Source organism: uncultured Maricaulis sp. (assembly GCF_947259345.1).
Taxonomy (GTDB): Bacteria; Pseudomonadota; Alphaproteobacteria; order Caulobacterales; family Maricaulaceae; genus Maricaulis.
On record NZ_CAMYLS010000027.1, the window covers coordinates 262,025 to 276,028 of the forward strand.

Here is a 14,004-nt window from a genome sequence, read left to right on the forward strand (position 1 = left end):
CGTGTCAGCGCCCGGGCATGGCTGGTCGGTGCCGCCGGACACGCAGCAGGCCGATTATGTGATCGCGGCGGTGCTGGCGGATCCGCTGGCGCGGACCGTGCTCGAGCGCGCGCATGGTCTCGCTCTGCCCGACTGGGCGCTGGTGGCGGGTGCGGTCTACAAGGCCGTGTGGAATGCGATGACCGGGCGCCCGGGCGGGTATGGCATCAATGACTATGATCTCGCCTATTTCGACGCCCGCGATCTGAGTGCCGAGGCCGAGCTGGCCGTCGTCGGCCCGGCCGAGGCGGCCTTCGCCGATCTGTCGGTACCGGTGGAAGTCTGCAATCAGGCCCGCGTCCATCTCTGGTTCAATGCCCAATACGGCACTGACCGGGCCCCCCTGCGTGATACCATGGATGCCCTGCGCCATTTCGCGTCGCCCACCCATGCCATTGCGATCCGGCTGGATCAGGAAGCGCGGCCCGAAGTGCTGGCGCCCTTTGGACTGGAACCGGTGTTCTCGCGTGTGGTTCGTCCGGTCCCGGGGCTGGCCGGCCCGGACGGCTGGAATCGCAAGATCGCGGAACAGGCTTTGCTCTGGCCGGAGCTGGAATTTCTGCCAGTTCGCCTCTGACGCGAGCCATGCCTGCCAGTCTTCAACCCTGCGGGGATTTGCGAGCCCGGATAATCGCCTGAAAGAGGTTTTTTGCTCAATCGCGCGTGAGGCGTATAGCCGATGCTCCATGCAACCGTTAGGGTGTTTAATAAGACCTTAACGCCAAGTCCGGGCCCGTCACCCGGGGGAGTTTGATCGGAACATGGAGCGTGTGACCGCCTTGCTGGCCCAGGCCGCTGCGACGATTCTGGTCCTGATCGGGCTCGTCATCGTGCTCGGTTTGACACATGCCCGCGCCTATGATGCCGGGTATTGTTCAGCCCGGCATTGTCCCGAGCTCGACCGCGATTGGTGGCCATTCGGCCAGCAGCGCCGCGTGGCCGGTGCGTCCCCGTCTCACAGTGTTTCCGCGGATCCTGATTCTGCGACAAACCCGCCAGCTTTGACCGGGACGACGCGCTCTGCGGATCTGACCCGTCATGTCCGGACCGGCGTGACGGGTGGGACCGATACGGGTCCCGGTCTCTCGACCGGTGTGGCTGGTCCGGGGGCTTCCACCCGCAGCCGCCAGTTCAATCGCCCGATCGTTTTCGCCCGTGATCCGGGCGAGCGCATCTGTGCGCCGGAAAGTTATGATATCGAGGATGCCGTGATCGCACGCTGCTGGTTGCGGGTCGGCGACGCTTATCAGGCGGTGGGTCGGATCGACGAGGCCCGCGCTGCTTGGGATGCGGCGCTTCTGATCGGCTCTTCGGCCGGCGGCGCGCAGGCGTCCCTTGTCGCTCATCAACGCCTGCAGGCAGCTGTGCTGGAACGCTCCTGCCCGACGACGCCGCAAAGCCTGTCGCGCATCGCCTATGGCTTTGACCAGACCGAGGATGATGGCGACATCATCGAACTGGCCCTGCGCCAGCGGGCGCTGGCGGCGCTGGGCTATTACAATGGCGAGATCGACGGCAGCTACGGCCCCATGACCCGCCGCTCGGTGCGCGACTTCCAGGGCGATCTCGGCTTCGACCTGACCGGTGTTCTCACCCCGGCCGAAACCGTCACCCTGGTCTGTCATGCGGCCCTGACCGCCCGCGACGCGGATGCCCAGAACCTGCTCGGCATCATGTTCGCAACCGGTCTCGGCCTGCAGCAGAACATCGACACCTCGCTGGAATGGCTGGAAACCGCAGCCGAGCGCGGTCATGCCGGCGCCAATTTCAATCTCGCTGTCATGTACGGGACCGGGACGGTTCAGGGCAGTTACCGGCTTTGCGGTGTCGTCGAGAGCCCCGAGCGCGCGGACAGCTATCTGCGCCGCGCAGCCGATCTCGGCCATGACCGCGCGCGGCGCCTGCGCCGCGCCGTGGGCGTGTCCGGAGACCCAGCGGCGCGTTGGTCGCGTATCTCCGAAGCCCTGATCGATGAGGCGGTCGAAAGCGGCGACCGTTTCTATCTCGCCTGGCAAAGACGCGTCGATGAAATGCGCCGGACCAACGGCAATGAGTTGCACCAGCCCGGTTGTTACCAGGCCGCGATGGACGGAGGCCTGCCCGCTGCCGAATAGGCGCCGGCGCTGGATGGAGGAATAAGATGATGAAGACCCCCACGAAGACAGTGATGATGATGCTGGTCTCCGCCACAGCGCTGGCCGCCTGCGGCGAACATACATCCGGACAGCGCCCGCCGCCCCCGCCAGTCGTGCATCGCGCGCCGCCGCCGCCACCTGATACGGTCAGCCCGGCTATCGCCATGTGCCTCGTCGACACATTGGCCGAGCAGCGCCTTGCCATGCTTGAAGAGGTGCACGGATACCGCGAGGCCATTCGGGCCGATGCAATGGCCGGGGCGAATGTCGCCGATACACGCACCCAGGAAATCATTGCCGCTTTCGAGACCGATCTGGACGCATCCTACCGCTTCGCGACAGCGTCCTGCCGGACCTATAATCGCTGCCTGGAAGAGAATAGTTTTGCTGAAGGCGCCTGCCAGGATACGGCCGCCCTTTGGCATGACGGGCAGGACCGCTTCCATGACCTCTCCGAAAGCCTGGCTGCCGTGCGTGAGCGGATAGCCTCGGACTGCAGTGATTGCCGGCCGTCAGCGCACCACAGCGGGCCCCGCCGACACGCGCCGCATCCGCGTCAGTCCGACGACACGATCGGCTCGGTCTTCTCCACCGACGGGCATTGATCGCCCGCTTCGTCGTGGTGGTGCGTATGCTCTTGCTCCGACCGACGCTCGGCCAGGGCCTGGCGCAGGATCTGGATCGCCGATGAGGTGAAAAGGCCCGCCATCAGCACGGCGACCGCCAGGTCCGGCCAGGGTGTGGCTGTCCAGGCGACGAGCCCGGCCGAGGCCAGCACCGCGACATTGCCGATGGCATCATTGCGCGAGCACAGCCAGACCGAGCGGACATTGGCATCGCCATCGCGCCAACGCATCAGGATCAGTACGCTGGCCAGATTGGCGATCAGGGCCAGGACCGCAATCGATCCCATCAGCCCGGCCTCGGGCTGAACGGTGAAGAAGGCCCGCCAGATTGCCAGGCTGAGAATGGACAGACCGATCAGCATCAGGCTGCCCGCCTTGATCAGCGCGGCATTGGCCCGCCAGGCGGCAGGCTTGCCAATCACATAGAGCGACAGGCCATAGGTCGCGGCATCGGCGGCAAAATCGAGCGCATCGGCCTTCAGCGCCTGGGATCGCGCGGCGGCGCCGGCCAGCATCTCGACCGCGAACATCACGGCATTGATCGCAATCACGACCCACAGGGCGCGCCGGAAGCCCGGCGAGCTGCCGTCAAATTCCTGATTGTCGCAACAACTGGCTGACATGCTCTGTCCTCGCCCTGATTCATCCGATAATGTTCACCCTAATCCCTCTAGCGACTGGAGGTTCAAGGGGTGATGTCAGATTATTCCATCGGGGCCCTGTCCCGGCAAACCGGGGTCAAGGTTCCGACCATTCGCTACTATGAGTCGATCGGCATGCTGGACGCGCCGGACCGCTCACCCGGTGGCCAGCGGCGCTATGATGCGCAGCACCTGGAGCAATTGCGTTTCATCCGGCACGGCCGCGATCTCGGTTTTGGCCTGGATGATTTGCGTGCCCTGCAGGGCCTGTCACGTCAGCCGGACCGCTCCTGCGACGCGGCCGACCGGATTGCCCGTCAGCAATTGGCCGATGTCGAGCGGCGACTGGCGGGTCTAAGGGCGGTCCGCAAGGAATTGAAGCGCATGGTGGCGCAATGTTCCCACGGGGTGATGGATGAGTGTCATGTGATCCAGACCCTGTCGGATCACGGGCTGTGCGATGGCGACCATGCGGCGCACAACAAGGGGTGAGCCGGGTCAGACGCCGAGAAAGGCCGCGTGGTAGTGCGCGACGGCGACCCGGCCATCGGCGGGGGCGCCGTTCAGCGCCTTGACCTGGAAGGCCGAGGCGAATTGCCCGTCCGGATCGCCAGCCCAGGACCAGTTCCAGTTGGCCGCCGGGGCAAAGCCGAAGCGGGCGTAATAATCCGGCTCTCCCAGCAAGACGCACCAGGGCACGCCGAGCGTGGTGAGGAATCCCAGCCCGGCTTCGATCAGGGCGACCCCGATACCACGGGATTGATGCGCCGGAGTGACGGCGACCGGTCCCAGCCCGACGCCGAACAGGTCCTCGCCATCGGCGGTGCGGGCCGTGACTGGCGAAAACATGACGGTGCCGACGATTTGGTCATGGTCTTCAGCGACCAGTTCGAGCGTGTCGGCGTCCGCGGCGCGCAGGGCGACCACCAGGCGCGCCTCGCCCGGTCCCGGAAAGGCGGCTTTCAGCAGCGTATCAACACCGGCTTCATCGCCCGCCTCGAAAGCCCTGATCTGCATCAGAAGGGCAGCCAGGCGCGGCGGCGCGAATAGGCCAGATAGCCGATATTGGCACCTGCGCGCAGGCCGACGCCCGAGCGGATCGGGGCCAGGGTGATATCGTCAGCGCGTTGATAATTCACGCCCAGACCGGCGACGAAATAGGCCGTCCCCTCGACGCCCGGATAGCGCTGATAGAGGCGGTCCACATCGTCGAGATTATACACCAGCACAAAGACCCGGCTGGCATTGCCGCCGGCATCAAAACCGATCGAGGGGCCGCGCCAATAGACTTTCTGGCGCTCATTCAGGCCCCGCAGGGTGAGATAACCTTCGCCATAGCGCAGACCAATGCCGGCCGCGCCGGCCACTTCCTCGCCGGCGATATAACCGACGGGGCGTCCCAGGTCCGAAAAGACGCGTTCCAGGACACTGGCTGCCGCTTCCGCCGTCACCCCGAAGAAATCGGAGACCGCGTCCACGATCTCGTCCTGGGAATAGGATTCCACCGGTTCGGAGTATTCGCTGGGCTGGCCGTAATCCGTGGCCTGCTGATCCTGGGCCAGCAGCGGTGCGGACATGCCGAAGGTCAGGGCGGCGAGAAGGGTCACAAGGGCACGCATGGAAAGCTCCATTGGCAAAACAGGTCCCGTCTGAGTGACAGGCGATTGGGGCGACAGAGCGGCGAAAGGGTTATGGCTTCGTTAACGCGGCCCGATGACCGTGCCATGATAAAGGCATTCCAGTGATTTGCTGAGCAGGGTTCGGGCATGGCCAAGACACATGACATCATCATTATCGGGGCCGGCCTGTCCGGGCTCCGGGCGGCTCAATTGCTGACGCCGGACCATGATGTGCGTGTGATCGAAGCGCGCGACCGGGTTGGCGGGCGGGCCCTGGCTCACACCTTCGCCAATGGCGACACTGTCGATATTGGCGGCCAATGGGTCGGACCTGGCCAGGACCGGCTCTACGATTTGATCGAGGCCATGGGGCAGTCGGTCTATCCGCTCCATGATGACGGTGAGCGCCTCCTGTTCAATCGCGGGCGCCTGTCCGGCTATCACGGCACCATCCCCAAGCTGGCGCCGCATGTCCTCGTCAATCTTCATCTGATGACCAGCCGTTTCGACGCCCTCGCCGCGCAGATCGATCCGGTCTCGCCCTGGACCCACGAACGGGCAGCCGAATGGGACAGCATGACCGTCGCCGAATGGATGCGACGCCAGGCCTGGACACGCGAGGCCTTCGAGGTCTTCGCGGTCGGGATCGGGGCGGTCTTCGCGGCGGAACCGCATGAAGTTTCTCTCCTGCACGGTCTCTTCTACGCGCGGGCCGGGACCTCGCTGGACACTCTCATCTCGACAACGGGCGGGGCGCAGCAGGACCGGGTGCATGGCAATATGGCCGGACTGGCCGATCGCATCGCCGCCGAGCTGGGCGATCGCGTCTCATTGTCCTCGCCGGTCTCGCGGATCCACTGGCATGATGAGGGCGTCGAGGTCGATACGCCCGATGGACCGGTCGCTGGCCGCCGCGCCATCCTGGCTCTGCCGCCCAACCAGGCCATGCGGATAAACTGGGACCCGGTGCTGCCCGCGACCAAGGCCGGTCTGTGGCTTCGCATGCCACCCGGCGCCTGCATCAAATGTGTCGCCCAGTACGAGACGCCCTTCTGGCGTGAGACGGGTCTGGCCGGGCAGGCCGTGGCGCCGCAACTGGATGTCCGGGTGACCTTCGACAACACCGAGGCCGGCAAGTCGGCCGGTCTCATGCTGGGCTTCATCGAGGGTGATCAGGCACGGGTCTGGGCGCGGCGTGATCCGGCCGAGCGGCGCGCCGCCGTGCTCGAAGCCTTTGCTGCCTGTTATGGCGAGCAGGCCCGTCACCCGATCGATTATGTCGACCAGGACTGGACCTCGGAGGTCTGGTCACGCGGTTGCTATGCGGCGCTGATGGGGCCGGGCGTGTGGACCGGGCATGGCGCATATCTGCGTACCCCGCTGGGGCCGGTTCACATGGCCGGTACCGAAACCGCGAGCGCCTATTACGGCTATTTCGAAGGCGCGCTGGAAGCGGCCGAGCGGGCCGTCTCGGAAGTCAAAGCGGCGCTGGGGGCTCGCTGATGTGTGACACACTCGCCCTGCGCAAGGCCGGCGCGGTCTGGTTTGCCAAGAATTCCGACCGTGAACCCGGCGAGATCCAGCGCGTCGAGCGTCACGCGGCTGTCCTTGGTGACACCACTGAAAAGCTCGCTTGTACCCATATCGAGATCGACCAGGTGCCGGATCGGCAGGCCGTCATCATCGCCCGCCCGGACTGGATGTGGGGCGCCGAGATGGGGGTGAATGGGGCTGGCGTTGTGATCGGCAATGAAGCCGTCTTCTCCCGGCGTGTGATAAAGCGTGGCGCCGCCTTGCTCGGCATGGATCTGGTGCGGCTGGGCCTCGAGCGCGGCGGCTCGGCCCATGAAGCGGCGGCGATCATCATCCATTTGCTCGAGACCCACGGGCAGGGCGGACCGGCCGGCTGGCGGGACAAGGGGTTTCGCTATGACAACAGCTTCCTGATCGCCGACGCGGCCGAGATCCTGGTGCTGGAAACCTGCGGTCGGGAGTGGCGGCTGGAGCGGGTCAAATCCCATGCCGCGATCTCCAATGCCTATGCGCTTGAGGGGCCGGTGACCATGGCCTCGGACGGTGCGCCGACCGAGGGTTTCATGGTGTCGGATGAAAGCTGGCTGAAGCGGAAATTCGGGCGTGCGCGGGAGCGGCGGGCTTGTTCCCTGGCTGCGATCGAGGCGATGAAGACGCCAAGCCTGGGCGCTTTGGCCGACATCATGCGACGCCACGATCAGGGCGATGGCTTCGAAGGCGGCTCAAACCGCGACCTTTGCCTTCATGCCGGCCACGGCTTGGCGGGCGGGTTAATGCGCCCCAGTCACACGACCAATTCCATGCTGGTACGCCTGATGCCGGGGGCGCCACCCGCCATCGCCATGACCGGGACCAAGACGCCGTGCATTTCGCTCTACCGGCCGATTGCCTTCGAAGGGCCGTCCTCGCTGCTCAGCACCGGGCTGTGGGAGCAAGGCGCGGTGCATCATGATCGCATGGCTGCCGACCCCGATGCGCGCGAACAGGTCCGCGCCCGCATCGCCGCGGCGGAGGCACATGTCCTCTCGGCCATCGAGGCCGGGCGTCATGATGTGGCCGAGGCACTGGTCGCGGCTTGGGATGATCACGGCCTGGCCGAAACGGAGGGCAGCGGCAGCACGGAAATCGACGCGCCATCGGCCTGACCATCGATCCAGGCCTCGTCCCCGGCCACCAGGATATTGGCGCCATCGGATCCCAGATCCCACAGGGCGCCGCGCAGGAAGGCGGTTGCGCCATGGTCCGCTCCGGCGCTTGGCAGGCGACCGGCCAAGGCGTGGGTCATCCAGGCTTCGCCCTCGGTGAGCCGACCCGCGTCAGAGGGTTCAACATCGTCCGGCCAGCCGGTCGTATAGCCGCCCCAGGGCTGATCCCAGACATCCGACGGCTGCAGGAAGGCCGGCACGGCGATGATGTCGGCGCGGCCAGCCTGGAGTGTTTCATACACGTCGGGATGCCAGCTATCCGCGCAGATCAGCACGCCGAGGCGACCGGCGGATGTCTCGAAGACAGGGATATCGACAGCGCTTGCGGCAGCGGTAAAGCCGGCCTCATCGGGAATGGGGTGAACCTTGCGCACGAGCTGCGGATCGATCCGGCCATCCGGGTGAAAGACGGCAGAGACATTGTAGAGCGGTCCCTGTCCCGCCCGCAGGCGACCCTCGCGGACCTCGGGCGCGGGCAGCACGATGGAGCCGCCCACGATCGTGACCTCATGGCGCTGTGCCAGCGAGCCGAAGACGCGTTGATAGTCGCGGGCCATGCGATCGGCGCGCATCCGGAAGACCGCGGCCGCGAACCGGTCGGTCTCGGACGAGCGGGCGAGTGACAGCATGAAGGGCAGGGGGTTGGCGAGGATGAGATGGGTCATGGCGCCGGTCGTGGTGTCGGCATCGAAGCTGGCCGCCGGGGCATCCGCGGCGACAAGCCAGGTGCCGACATGTTCTGGCAGGACGATGATGCTGCCCGGCGTCAGAAGGCCATCACCGGCGGCCACCTCAAAGTAAGCGTCGAGACGGTCTTCCAGCGTCGCGGCGCTGCGATAATCCCTTGTTCGCAGCCAGGGCTGGATGGCGACCAGGTTCGCCTGGGCGCCTCTCTCCGTTCGGGTCTGGTCTGCCAGATGGAGGTCGCCTCCGGTCACCGGTGCCGGCGGGGTGCGATAAAGCCCCCACAGGCCGGCCAGCAGGATCAGCGCGAACAGGGCAAGGGCCAGTCTGGGCATGCAAATCACTCCGTCGACGGGGCAAGCCTGACCAGTGCCGGGTCCGAGATCAAGCCGGACGGCCTCGTGTCGGTCAGCCAGGCTGTGCAGATGGTGAAAACTTCATTTTTGCGACAGGCCCGGGGCGGGTAGGGTGCAGCACGTATTTTTCGGGGAGCATTCCAGATGCGCAAACTAATGATGATCACCGCGAGCTCGGCCGCATTTTTTGCCGCCGCCTGCACGCCCGCTGACGACACTGCTGACACGGGTGAGACCAGCGCGATGACCGACACGATGAACGACACCACGGCCGATGCTGGCACCATGTCGGCGGAAACCGACGTCGCCAGCTTTGATAATCCGCTCCTGAGCGAGTGGACCGGCGATTATGGCGGCACGCCGAATTTCGACACGGCCAGCCTCGACGACCTGCGCGACGCGCTGCGCGAGGGCATGGCCCTCAATCTCGCCGAGATCGATGCCATCGCCTCCAATCCGGAGCCGGCCACATTCGAAAATACGATTCTCGAGCTCGAGCGCGCCGGTGACCCGCTCGGCCGGGTCTTCTCCTATTGGGGGATCTGGGCGTCGAACATGTCGACCCCGGAATTCCGCGAAATCCAGCGTGAGATGTCGGCCGAACTGTCGGCCTTCAGCTCACAGATCACGCAGAATGAAGCGCTCTTCGCCCGCGTCCGGGCCGTCCATGACGGTGCGGAAATGGAAAGCCTAACGCCGGCCCAGCAGCGCGTGGTCCAGCTGACCTATGACGGCTTTGCCCGCAATGGCGCGACGCTGGAAGGTGAAGCCGCCGAGCGGTATGCCGCGATCAATGCCCGTTTGTCCGAGCTGCACACTGATTTCGCCAATAATGTGCTCAATGATGAAGGCGACTATGTCACCTATCTGAGCGAGGATCAGCTGTCCGGTCTGCCGGCCGATTTCGTGTCGGCGTCGGCCGCTGCAGCGGCAGAGCGGGGTCGCGAGGGTGAGTATGCCATCACCAATACGCGCTCCTCGATGGACCCTTTCCTGACCTTCTCCGACGAGCGCGATCTGCGCGAGCAGGTCTGGAATAATTACTATTCCCGCGGTGATAATGGCGGCGAGTTCGACAATAACGCCATCATCACCGAAATCCTGCAGCTGCGCGACGAGCGCGTCGGCCTGCTGGGCTATGACAATTACGCCTCCTGGCGCCTGGAAAACCGCATGGCGGGCACGCCGGAGCGGGCCATGGAGCTGATGGAAGGTGTCTGGACTGCCGCCGTCGCACGCATCGAGGAAGAGGTCGCCGACATGCAGGCCCTCGCCGATGCCAATGGCGATGACATCACCATCCAGCCCTGGGACTACCGCTATTACGCCGAGCAGGTCCGGTCGGCCCGCTACGACCTCGACAGCGAAGAGGTGAAGCAATACCTGCAGCTGGATAATCTGCGCGAAGGCATGTTCTACGTCGCCGGCGAGCTGTTTGGTTTTGAATTCCGTGAACTGCCGGAAGGCGAAGTCTCGGTCTGGCACCCGACGGTGCGGGTCTGGGAAGTCACCGATCGCGAAAGCGGCGAGAATGTCGGCCTGTGGTATCTCGATCCCTTCGCCCGCCAGGGCAAGCGCTCGGGCGCCTGGGCCAATTCCTTCCGCTCGCACACCACGATTGATGGCGAGACCAATGTCCTGGCCACCAATAACTCGAACTTCGTCGCCGGCGCTCCGGGTGAGCCGGTCCTCGTCTCCTTCGACGATGCGACAACCTTCTTCCACGAGTTCGGTCACGCCCTGCATTACCTGTCATCCAATGTCGATTATCCGACCCTGAATGGCGGCGTGCGCGACTACACCGAATTCCAGTCGCAACTGCTCGAGCGCTGGGTGCTCACTGATCCGGTGGTCAACAACTACCTGACCCATGTCGAGACCGGCGAGCCGATGCCGCAGGCCCTGATCGATCGCATCCGTGCGGCGGCCAATTTCAACCAGGGTTTCTCGACCGGCGAGTATCTCGCCTCGGCCCTGATGGACATGGTCTATCACACGACCGATCCGGCCGAGATCACCGATCCGGACACGTTCGAGCGGGAAACGCTGGAGCGCCTGGGCATGCCGAATGAAATCGTCATGCGTCACCGCTCCCCGCATTTCGGGCACATCTTCTCGGGCGAAGGCTATTCGGCCGGCTATTACGGATACATGTGGGCCGACGTGCTCACCGCCGATGCTGCCGAAGCCTTCCAGGAAGCACCGGGCGGCTTCTATGACGACGAGGTCGCGTCGCGTCTGGTCGAGTATCTCTTCGCCCCGCGCAATTCGATCGACCCGGCCGAGGCCTATCGCCTCTTCCGCGGACGTGATGCCGACGTTTCCGCGCTGATGCGGGACCGTGGTTTCCCGGTCACCGAATAGGTGACAGGCGCATACCCTTGATCAGGGCCGGCGGGGCAATCCGCCGGCCCTTTTCATTCGGGTGTCGTTCAGGAGGATTTGATTGGCAGACGGGGTGGTTGTCGCTAGCGTCCAGGCATGGACGATCAAGCCGCCCCGCCTTCCCCGGACTCAGTCGACCCGGCGCGTCCCCTCGAACAGGCCCGCGCACTGGACCCGGCCCGCTATATCGGGGCACAGGCGCTCGGTTTCGATCAGCGCGAAATCCTTGCCCGCAACTGGCAGGTCGTGGCGCCGGCCAGCGCGCCGGCCAGCGCGCTGGCCAGTCCGGGTGACCATGTTGTCCGCGAGATTGGCGGCGTCCCGATCCTGCTCGTGCGCAATGGCGAAGGCGTGCTCAACGGATTTTTGAATATCTGCCGCCACCGGGCCGGGCCGCTGGCCCTGTGCGATGGCAAGGGAGCCAAGCGGCTGCGCTGCGCCTATCATGGCTGGGCCTATGATCTGGACGGGCAATTGCGCACGGCGCCCGAAATGCAAACCGCCGAGGGCTTTGATGTGTCCGGGATCGCCCTGGAACGGATCGAGGTCGAGGTCTGGGGCGGGATGGTCTTCGCCCGGATCGGGTCCGGACCCGCCTTCGCCGATGTGATGGCCGGCATGGATGAAATCGTCGGTCCGGACCAGCTCGACGGGCTCCGGCATCACCACAGCCGCCTCTATGACGTGGCCTGCAACTGGAAGGTCTATGTCGACAATTATCTGGAGGGCTATCATCTGCCCTTCGTCCATCCGGACCTGACGCAAGTCGTCTCCTATCCGGACTACACCACCGAGCTGGCGCGCCATTGGTCGCTGCAACGCTCGCCGATTGACGCGGAAACCGACGCCTATGCGGCCGGTGAGGCGCTCTATTTCTTCATCTATCCCAACACCATGCTGAACATCCTGCCCGGCCGGATGCAGACCAATCGGGTCGTGCCCGACGGTCCGGACCGCTGCCGCGTGGAATTCGACTTCTATTACGCGCCCGGGAATACCGATCGCGCTGACGCCGATGACGCCTTTTCCGACAGCGTGCAGGAGGAGGACCGGCTGATCTGCGAGCATGTCCAGAAAGGCCTCGCCTCCGGCGCCTACCAACCGGGACGGCTCTCGCCCGCCCAGGAAGCCGGTGTCTGGCACTGGCAGAATCTATTGCGCGAAGCCTATGCCAATTCCGGCTGATGGATCGCGTGTCCGGGGGGACAGATGAACACCAGTGAGACCGACCAGCCGACGCTGGAAACACCGACCCACAAGGCCATTGGCTTCTGGGGCTGCTGGTCCCTCGTTGTGGGGATCATGATCGGGTCGGGCATCTTCATGCTCCCGGCTGTCCTCGCACCCTATGGCCTGCTGGGCTTTACCGGCTGGATCATCACGGCGGGCGGATCCATCCTGCTCGCTCTTGTCCTCGGGCGCCTCGCCCATCGCACGACACGCTCCGGCGGCCCGATCGCCTATGCCCATGACGCCTTCGGCGATCTGGTCGGCTATCTGGTCGCCTGGGGGTATTGGGCGTCCTACTGGATCGCCATTCCGGCCATCGCGATTGCCTTTGTCGGATATCTGACCGTCTTCGTGCCGGCGCTGCAGGGCTCGCCGATTGCCCAGGCGGGCTGTGGGCTGGCGCTGATCTGGGGGCTCGGCCTGATCTCGCTGCATGGCATCCGGGATGCCAGCTTCGTGCAATTGCTGATGACCGTGCTCAAACTTGTCCCGATCTTCCTGATCATCGGCGTCGGCCTGTTCACCGGTGATGTCGCCAACCTGCCTGCAGTCAATCCGTCCGGTGATGGTTTCTTCCCGGTGCTGGCGGCGACCGCGCTCTTGACCATGTGGGCGTTTGCCGGACTTGAAGCGGCGACCATACCGGCCGGCGATGTCCGTGATGCGGCCAGCACGGTTCCCAAGGCGACGGTGATCGGCACGATCACGGTGGCCATCATCTATATCGCGGCGACTGCTTCGGTGATGCTGGTCGTGCCCGCTGCCGAGCTGGTTGAATCAACCTCGCCCTTCTCCGATGCCGCCCGTGCGCTGGGGAGTTGGGGGCCTGGCCTGATCGCCGCCGGGGCGATGGTCTCGACCGCCGGTGCGCTGAATGGTGTGATCCTGCTGTCCGGCCAATTGCCGATGGCTGTGGCGCTGGACAAGCTTGCACCGGCTGTCCTCGGTCACCGCAACAAGGGCGGCGCCCCGCAATTTTCATTGCTTCTCTCGCTGGGTCTGGGGTCGATCCTGCTGGTCGCCAATTATTCGCGCGGCCTGGTCGGGGCTTTCACCTTCCTCTTGATGATGAGCACGGTCTGCCTGCTTTTGCCGCTTCTGGTGAGTGCCCTGGCCGAGCTTCGCCATTCCTGGAAATCGGCCCGCGGCTGGGCGGTCATCGCGCTCGCGGCCGGTGCCTATTCCGCCTTTGCCGTGCTGGGGTCCGGCCTGGAAGTCCTGGCCTGGGGCGGCGTGCTCATTCTCGCAGGTCTGCCGGCCTATTGGCTGGGCAAGCCGAAACTGGTCGTCGAGACATAGGGCGAGCTTATCCCCGCCCCCGCACCCCCAAAGCCGTCATCCTGACGCAAGTCAGGACCCAGTCTCGCACAATGGTTTTTGCCATTTACGGCAACGACTTGCGTCGCAGACTGGGTCCCGGCCTTCGCCGGGATGACGGTGTGTGGGGCGGGCTTTTGCAGAAAACTTATCCCCACCCCCTCGGCGCCAGCGCATACTCCCCTTGTTCCCGCGTCACCTGAGGCCCGGATTGGTTATCCGGGGGCGTGGGGA

13 protein-coding genes are annotated in these 14,004 nt (G+C 65.0%); 9 read left to right on the top strand and 4 right to left on the bottom strand.

The features are described 5' to 3' along the window. Position 1: 1 nt before the first annotated feature. The 3 genes from Q0X62_RS12855 (at position 2) to Q0X62_RS12865 (ending at position 2,779) form a co-directional block, all read left to right on the top strand. Positions 2-616, top strand: a complete 615-nt coding sequence (locus tag Q0X62_RS12855) for a nucleotidyltransferase family protein (RefSeq protein WP_297736447.1) — start codon at positions 2-4, stop codon at positions 614-616. Positions 617-800: 184 nt separating this feature from the next. Then, positions 801-2,153, top strand: a complete 1,353-nt coding sequence (locus tag Q0X62_RS12860; protein ID WP_297736450.1) for a peptidoglycan-binding protein — start codon at positions 801-803, stop codon at positions 2,151-2,153. A 26-nt stretch (positions 2,154-2,179) separates the two neighbouring features. Then, positions 2,180-2,779 carry a hypothetical protein gene (locus Q0X62_RS12865; RefSeq protein ID WP_297736453.1) on the top strand — a complete coding sequence of 200 codons (600 nt, stop codon included), beginning with the start codon at positions 2,180-2,182 and terminating at the stop codon, positions 2,777-2,779. Here Q0X62_RS12865 and Q0X62_RS12870 read toward each other — a convergent pair. Continuing rightward, positions 2,731-3,423 carry a cation transporter gene (locus Q0X62_RS12870; protein ID WP_297736456.1) on the bottom strand — a complete coding sequence of 231 codons (693 nt, stop codon included), beginning with the start codon at positions 3,421-3,423 and terminating at the stop codon, positions 2,731-2,733. The genes Q0X62_RS12865 and Q0X62_RS12870 overlap by 49 nt on opposite strands. Before the next feature lie 72 nt (positions 3,424-3,495). Between Q0X62_RS12870 and Q0X62_RS12875 the strand changes: the two genes are divergently transcribed. Beyond that, a complete protein-coding gene (locus tag Q0X62_RS12875; RefSeq protein WP_297736459.1) occupies positions 3,496-3,933 on the top strand; it encodes a helix-turn-helix domain-containing protein in 438 nt (145 codons plus the stop codon). Positions 3,934-3,939: 6 nt separating this feature from the next. Here Q0X62_RS12875 and Q0X62_RS12880 read toward each other — a convergent pair whose 3' ends face one another. Both Q0X62_RS12880 and Q0X62_RS12885 read right to left on the bottom strand, forming a co-directional pair. Beyond that, the gene (locus Q0X62_RS12880) at positions 3,940-4,458 is read right to left on the bottom strand and encodes a GNAT family N-acetyltransferase (RefSeq protein ID WP_297736461.1); all 519 of its coding nucleotides are present in this window, start codon (positions 4,456-4,458) and stop codon (positions 3,940-3,942) included. Continuing rightward, on the bottom strand, positions 4,458-5,060 hold the full coding sequence (locus Q0X62_RS12885; protein WP_297736464.1) for a DUF1134 domain-containing protein: 603 nt from the start codon (positions 5,058-5,060) through the stop codon (positions 4,458-4,460). The genes Q0X62_RS12880 and Q0X62_RS12885 overlap by 1 nt, the downstream gene beginning before the upstream one ends. A gap of 147 nt (positions 5,061-5,207) precedes the next feature. Between Q0X62_RS12885 and Q0X62_RS12890 the strand changes: the two genes are divergently transcribed. Further along, positions 5,208-6,563, top strand: coding sequence for an FAD-dependent oxidoreductase (locus Q0X62_RS12890; protein WP_297736467.1), 1,356 nt, complete (start codon positions 5,208-5,210; stop codon positions 6,561-6,563). After that, positions 6,563-7,738 (top strand): hypothetical protein, encoded by a 1,176-nt coding sequence (locus Q0X62_RS12895; RefSeq protein ID WP_297736470.1) that lies wholly within the window; start codon positions 6,563-6,565, stop codon positions 7,736-7,738. The genes Q0X62_RS12890 and Q0X62_RS12895 overlap by 1 nt, the downstream gene beginning before the upstream one ends. On the opposite strand, the gene Q0X62_RS12900 is transcribed toward Q0X62_RS12895, so the two are convergent. Next, entirely contained in the window at positions 7,678-8,817 is a 1,140-nt protein-coding gene (locus Q0X62_RS12900) for a carbon-nitrogen hydrolase family protein (protein ID WP_297736472.1), read from the bottom strand. The two genes, Q0X62_RS12895 and Q0X62_RS12900, sit on opposite strands and share 61 nt — an antisense overlap. A 306-nt stretch (positions 8,818-9,123) precedes the next feature. Here Q0X62_RS12900 and Q0X62_RS12905 point away from each other — a divergent pair, with 306 nt between their 5' ends. The 3 genes from Q0X62_RS12905 to Q0X62_RS12915 all read left to right on the top strand — a co-directional run bounded on the left by Q0X62_RS12905 (position 9,124) and on the right by Q0X62_RS12915 (position 13,752). Then, positions 9,124-11,202: a M3 family metallopeptidase gene (locus Q0X62_RS12905; protein ID WP_366946156.1), complete on the top strand. Its 2,079-nt coding sequence runs from the start codon at positions 9,124-9,126 to the stop codon at positions 11,200-11,202. A gap of 117 nt (positions 11,203-11,319) precedes the next feature. Further along, entirely contained in the window at positions 11,320-12,408 is a 1,089-nt protein-coding gene (locus tag Q0X62_RS12910) for an SRPBCC family protein (RefSeq protein WP_297736478.1), read from the top strand. A gap of 24 nt (positions 12,409-12,432) precedes the next feature. Then, complete coding sequence (locus Q0X62_RS12915; protein WP_297736482.1) at positions 12,433-13,752, top strand: amino acid permease; 1,320 nt, start codon at positions 12,433-12,435, stop codon at positions 13,750-13,752. Positions 13,753-14,004: the final 252 nt, after the last annotated feature.

Coding starts and splice junctions, on each gene's coding strand:
- Q0X62_RS12905 (WP_366946156.1), top strand. CDS start 9,124: ATGTCGGCGGAAACCGACGTCGCCAGCTTTGATAATCCGCTCCTGAGC.
- Q0X62_RS12860 (WP_297736450.1), top strand. CDS start 801: ATGGAGCGTGTGACCGCCTTGCTGGCCCAGGCCGCTGCGACGATTCTG.
- Q0X62_RS12870 (WP_297736456.1), bottom strand. CDS start 3,423: ATGTCAGCCAGTTGTTGCGACAATCAGGAATTTGACGGCAGCTCGCCG.
- Q0X62_RS12880 (WP_297736461.1), bottom strand. CDS start 4,458: ATGCAGATCAGGGCTTTCGAGGCGGGCGATGAAGCCGGTGTTGATACG.
- Q0X62_RS12875 (WP_297736459.1), top strand. CDS start 3,496: ATGTCAGATTATTCCATCGGGGCCCTGTCCCGGCAAACCGGGGTCAAG.
- Q0X62_RS12910 (WP_297736478.1), top strand. CDS start 11,320: ATGGACGATCAAGCCGCCCCGCCTTCCCCGGACTCAGTCGACCCGGCG.
- Q0X62_RS12885 (WP_297736464.1), bottom strand. CDS start 5,060: ATGCGTGCCCTTGTGACCCTTCTCGCCGCCCTGACCTTCGGCATGTCC.
- Q0X62_RS12890 (WP_297736467.1), top strand. CDS start 5,208: ATGGCCAAGACACATGACATCATCATTATCGGGGCCGGCCTGTCCGGG.
- Q0X62_RS12900 (WP_297736472.1), bottom strand. CDS start 8,817: ATGCCCAGACTGGCCCTTGCCCTGTTCGCGCTGATCCTGCTGGCCGGC.
- Q0X62_RS12895 (WP_297736470.1), top strand. CDS start 6,563: ATGTGTGACACACTCGCCCTGCGCAAGGCCGGCGCGGTCTGGTTTGCC.
- Q0X62_RS12915 (WP_297736482.1), top strand. CDS start 12,433: ATGAACACCAGTGAGACCGACCAGCCGACGCTGGAAACACCGACCCAC.
- Q0X62_RS12865 (WP_297736453.1), top strand. CDS start 2,180: ATGATGAAGACCCCCACGAAGACAGTGATGATGATGCTGGTCTCCGCC.